Below are 4,652 nucleotides of genomic sequence, written 5' to 3'. Positions count from 1 at the left end.
CTGACGACACCGGCCGGTCCGGCTCCACGCGCGCCGGGCCGGCCGGCGATCACCCCCGGCGTGTCCCCGCCGGCGGCCCACCCGGTCACGGGTGAGCCGCCTCGATCGGGCACGCCCCGAATCCCGGCTCGAAGCGGGGACCACCACCCCCGCCGTGGCGGGCTGGGCCTGCTCACGCGGACGGACTCCATCCGCCGCCGCAGGCCCCCGCCACCTCCTGACCTCGCTCTCCTTCCTGGCGAGGACGGGCCTCCGGCGCGACGCGACCCGCCGCGCCGGAGGCTCAGCGGGTCTCCCCGGAGCTCGCGAACGCACCGGCAGGCGGGGTCAGTCCTGTTCCCGCACCCGGTGGGCATGGGACGGATACACGCCGATCAGCCGCATGTCCGAGGAGAAGAAGCGCAGCTCCTCCAGGGCGAGGGCCACCCGGCTCTCGTCGGGGTGCCCTTCGATCTCGATGTAGAAGCGGCTTGCCTTCAGCCCGGCGCCTACCTGGTAGCTCTCGATCTTGGTCAGGTTGACGGCGTTGCTGGAGAAGCCGCCCAGCGCCTTGTACAGCGCGCTCGGGATGTTCCGTACGGAGAAGAAGAGGCTCGTCATCGTGGGCGCGCCCGTGTCCGGCGGGACCGCGGAGTCGCGGGACAGGACGACGAAGCGCGTCGTGTTGTCCGGGGTGTCCTCGACCCCGCCGCGCAGCACCCGCAGCCCGTACAGGGACGCGGCGCCGGGCGGGGCGAGCGCCGCGTGCCGGGGGTCGCCGAGCTCCGCGATCTCGCGGGCGGCGCCGGCCGTGTCATCGGACACCAGCGTCCGCCAGCCGCCCTCACGGAGGATCTTCCGGCACTGGCCCAGGGCGTGCACGTGACTGCGGACGCACTCCACCTGGTCGAGCGACCCGCTGGGCACGCCCATGAGGTCGAAGTGGATGGGCAGGAAGTACTCCGCCACGATCCACAGCCCGGTCTCCGGCAGCAGGTGGTGGACGTCGGCGACCCGTCCGGCGGCGGAGTTGTCCATGGGGATGACCGCGAGGTCCGCGGCGCCCAGCGTGACCGCCTCCAGGGCCTGTTCGAAGGTCGTGCAGGGCAGTTCCCGGCTGTCGGGGAACAGGTCGCGGGCCGCGGCGGCCGAGTTCGACCCCGGTTCCCCCTGGTAGGCGATGGTCACCATGAGCTGGTCGATGTCTCCGGGATCGTCGGCCCGGTGGCTGTGCCCACCGGAAACCGGGTCGGGAACGGGTCCGCGCCGCCCCGGCTGCCGGCCGCGACGGCTGTCCGGCGTCACGGCGGTCCGGGCGTGACGGTGTCGCGGCGCGACGTCCGCCACTGGGGGTCGCGCCTCGCATGCTACTGCGACCGCGGCCCTGGCCGGACCGGTGGCCCCGCCCGGGGCGCGGCGCCGACGGCCGGTCCGCCGCCGCCTCGGGCTGCCGTGAAAGGCCGGGACCGGGCCCCTGGAGTCGTCCCCCGTGGCCCGGTCACGTGCTGTACGCGGCGCCCACGGGCAGCGCGAGGGCCTCGGAGTGCCGGACGGCCTTCATGATCTCGTCCGACACGGGGGTGCCGGCCGTGGCCCGGGCCAGCAGCACGGCGCCTACGAGCGTGGCCAGGGCCACCAGCCCGGCCTCGCCCGGAGCCACCCAGTCGGCCATCTCGCGGACGCCCGCGGCGTACGTGTCCCTGGGCCGCAGCTCACGCGCGAAGTCGGCCACGAACCCGACGGCGGGGCAGCCGTCGCCCGGGTCGTCGCGATGCTGGGCTGAGAGGTAGTCGTCGACGAGCCAGGACCACGCCGCCTCGTGACCGCCCTGTTCCTCGTCGAGGGCGGTCAGCTGCTTCATCCTCTCGGTGAGCGCGTGCGCCGTGGCCTCGTCGACGAGGGCCTCCTTCGACGAGAACTGCTTGTAGAAGCCGCCCTGTGTCAGGCCGACCGACTGCATGACGTCCACGATGCTGACGTTCTCCACGCCCTTCTCGCGGAAGAGCCGCGACGCGGCCTCCACCACGCGCTGCCGGTTCGCCCGCGCCTCGGCCTGGGAAACTCGGCTCATGCCCCACCCGTCCCTCTCCGTACGCTCGGCGCACAGGCACTCTACTAGAACGATGATATGTGACATCTAAGTTGGCGGCATCGATCGGGGCCGTTAGCCTCGGTGCGTCGCGCGGAGCCGGCAGACACGAGGGGGGCCGTACGGGGATGTCATCCAATCCGCCGTCAGACGGGGAGCTGACCCTGCGGGCGCAGGCGGGCGAGGTGGGCGCGCTCGGCCTGCTGCTGGAGCGCCATCAGGCGGGGATGCGGGCGGTCGCGCTGAGCCTGCTCGGAGCGGTGCCCGACGTGGACGACGCGCTGCAGGAGGCGGCGCTCGTCGCTCTGAGGAGGATCGGGGACGTCCGGGACCCGGCGGCCGTGGGGGCGTGGCTGCGGATGGTGGTCCGCAACGAGTGCCGCATGCGGCTGCGTGGCCTTCCCCACCTGCCGCTGACGGAGGAGGCGCCCGCGACGGGCGGGCAGACCCCGGAGCAGGTAATTGAGGACCACGCGCTGCGCGACTGGGTGTGGCACGCGGTCGACCAGCTGTCCCCGCCCCTGCGGCTGGTCCTGATGCTGCGCCACTTCAGCGGGGTGACGTCGTACGAGCAGATCGCCGCGGTGTGCGACGTGCCGGTCGGGACCGTGCGCAGCAGGCTGGGCCAGGCCCGGGCCAAGGTGGCCGAGGCGCTGCGTGCGACGGCGGTGCTGGCCCACGACGACGCCGCCCTGCGCACCGCGGCCAGCCGCCGCGAGGCGATCGAGACGCTGGCGGCCGCCGAGCGGGGCGCCTTCGCGCGGGTCGTCGAGGAGCGCTGGTCCCCCCGGGCCGTGCTGATCGGCGGCCACGGTGAGCGCGGGGGACGCGACCTGGCGATCCGGGGCATGGAGTGCGACCTGGAGGCCGGGGTCCGGCAGCGGTTCGCCGACGGGGTGGCCGGGCGCGACGTCGCCATCTGGGAGATGGACATGGTCAACCCCACGGACGACCCCCACCACTGCCCGCCGTCCGTCGTGTGGGTCATGTCCCTCGACCAGGGGCGGGTCAGCCGGCTGCGGCTGTTCCACCCGGCGGCCTGAGCCGCCCGGCCCGTGTGAGCAGGCTCACAGCGGCCGGACCGAACTTTCCTCCTCGCGGCGCATCTTGCCGGTGCAATCGCCGACAAGGGAGGAAAAGACATGGACACCGCGCACCCGCTGGCGCCCGGCCCCCACACGATCGACGTCGAGGGTGTCGCCCAGCGTTACCACGTCGCCGGGTCCGGGCCCATCTGCCTGGTCCACTCGGGGGGCCCCGGGCTGTCGTGGGAGTACATGCGGATGCCCGCCGTCGAGAAGCACCTGACCACGGTGTACGTCGAGCCGATCGGGACGGGTGATTCGGGCCGCCTGCCGTCCCACCCCCATGGGTACACCCGGGAGCGGTACGCCCGCGCCCTCGACGGCCTGATCGCGCATCTCGGCGTGCCCCGCGTGCACCTCATCGGTCACTCGTACGGCGGGTTCGTCGCGCAGCACTACGCCCTGACGCGCCCCGATCGGCTCGCCGGCGTCGTCCTGTACGACAGCGCGCCGGTGACGGGGCCGGAGCAGTTCGCCGAGGCGGCGCGCGCCATGGAGGCGTTCACGCTGCGGAACGCCGGCAGGCCTGGGCTTCAGGGCGTCCTGGACACGTGGCAGTCGCTCGGCTCGCTCGCGGACGACGAGGGGGTCACCCGGGCGGCCCGCGGGATCCTGCCGGCCTACATCGCTGACTACTGGGACCGGGAGGAGGAGTTCGCCCCCCTCGTCTCGTCCGTGCGGGGCGTGTTCGTCTCCGGCCTCGACGAGAACCTCGTCCCGGATCTCATCGACGACCGGCCGTCGCTGGGCTCGTTCACCGTCCCGACGCTGGTCGTCGTGGGCCGCCACGACGTCATCTGCGGGCCGCGCTGGGCCCGTGAGCTGGCCGACGGCATTCCCGGAGCCCGGCTGACCGTCCTGGAGGGCAGCGGCCACCTCGGCCACGTCGAGGAGCCGGAGGCCTTCGCCGCGGCCGTGGCCGCCTTCGCCGCCGAGACGGCCGGGTGAGCAGGGCGCGTCAGCGCGCGGGCGCGGCCGGCTGACACCGGTCGCGCGAGGGGCGTGGCCGGTGGCAACCGGCCACGCCCCTCGCCTGTCGGCGGTCCTGTGTGTCGGCGGTCCTGTGTGTCGGCGGTCCTGTGTGCCGGCCGCCGTTCGCGGATCTCGTGTCTCGCGGGCCGGACGGGCCGCAGGAGCCCGGCCACCGCGTATACGCGTCGTCAACGCCGCGCATGCGGCCGGGCCCTACCGTCTGCGCCATGTCCACTCATGCGATTTCTACCGAACATGATTATGTTCCCGTGATTCCGGAGAGCGACACCTCCGCGGAGCAGGAAAACGGGGGCAGCGTCCTGGGCCTGCTCGAACGCATCGGGTCCGTCGTGGTGCCCGTCGCGGTGGCGCTCTACGCGGTGCTCTACATCGGCGTGGAGCAGATGTACGCCGTCTTCGGTGTCAACCCCCAGCAGGTGGGCGTCGACCAGTCGGTCCTGCTCGGCCGCATGATGAGCACGCTGGTGCTGCTCCTGCTGGCCGCCGTCCCGCTGCTCGGCGTCGTC

Annotated in this window: 4 protein-coding genes and 1 pseudogene; 3 read left to right on the top strand and 2 right to left on the bottom strand. The window is 73.4% G+C overall.

Annotated elements, in window-relative coordinates; all coding sequences use genetic code 11:
* Positions 1 to 327 precede the first annotated feature (327 nt).
* Positions 328 to 1,170, bottom strand: coding sequence for a prephenate dehydratase (locus tag MPTA5024_RS26055; RefSeq protein ID WP_036328882.1), 843 nt, complete (start codon positions 1,168 to 1,170; stop codon positions 328 to 330).
* Between the two features lie 307 nt (positions 1,171 to 1,477).
* Entirely contained in the window at positions 1,478 to 2,050 is a 573-nt protein-coding gene (locus MPTA5024_RS26050; RefSeq protein ID WP_036328880.1) for a TetR/AcrR family transcriptional regulator, read from the bottom strand.
* A gap of 146 nt (positions 2,051 to 2,196) precedes the next feature.
* Between MPTA5024_RS26050 and MPTA5024_RS26045 the strand changes: the two genes are divergently transcribed.
* From MPTA5024_RS26045 to MPTA5024_RS42600, 3 genes and pseudogenes are all read left to right on the top strand, one after another.
* Positions 2,197 to 3,111: an RNA polymerase sigma factor gene (locus MPTA5024_RS26045; protein ID WP_036328879.1), complete on the top strand. Its 915-nt coding sequence runs from the start codon at positions 2,197 to 2,199 to the stop codon at positions 3,109 to 3,111.
* Positions 3,112 to 3,210: 99 nt separating this feature from the next.
* Positions 3,211 to 4,101, top strand: coding sequence for an alpha/beta fold hydrolase (locus tag MPTA5024_RS26040; RefSeq protein WP_051458640.1), 891 nt, complete (start codon positions 3,211 to 3,213; stop codon positions 4,099 to 4,101).
* A gap of 293 nt (positions 4,102 to 4,394) precedes the next feature.
* Positions 4,395 to 4,652: pseudogene (locus tag MPTA5024_RS42600) on the top strand (hypothetical protein); the annotation flags it as partial.

Origin of the sequence: Microbispora sp. ATCC PTA-5024, assembly GCF_000511135.2 — a bacterium.
Lineage (GTDB): Bacteria > Actinomycetota > Actinomycetes > Streptosporangiales > Streptosporangiaceae > Microbispora > Microbispora corallina.
This window is presented reverse-complemented; position numbering and strand designations above follow the sequence as displayed.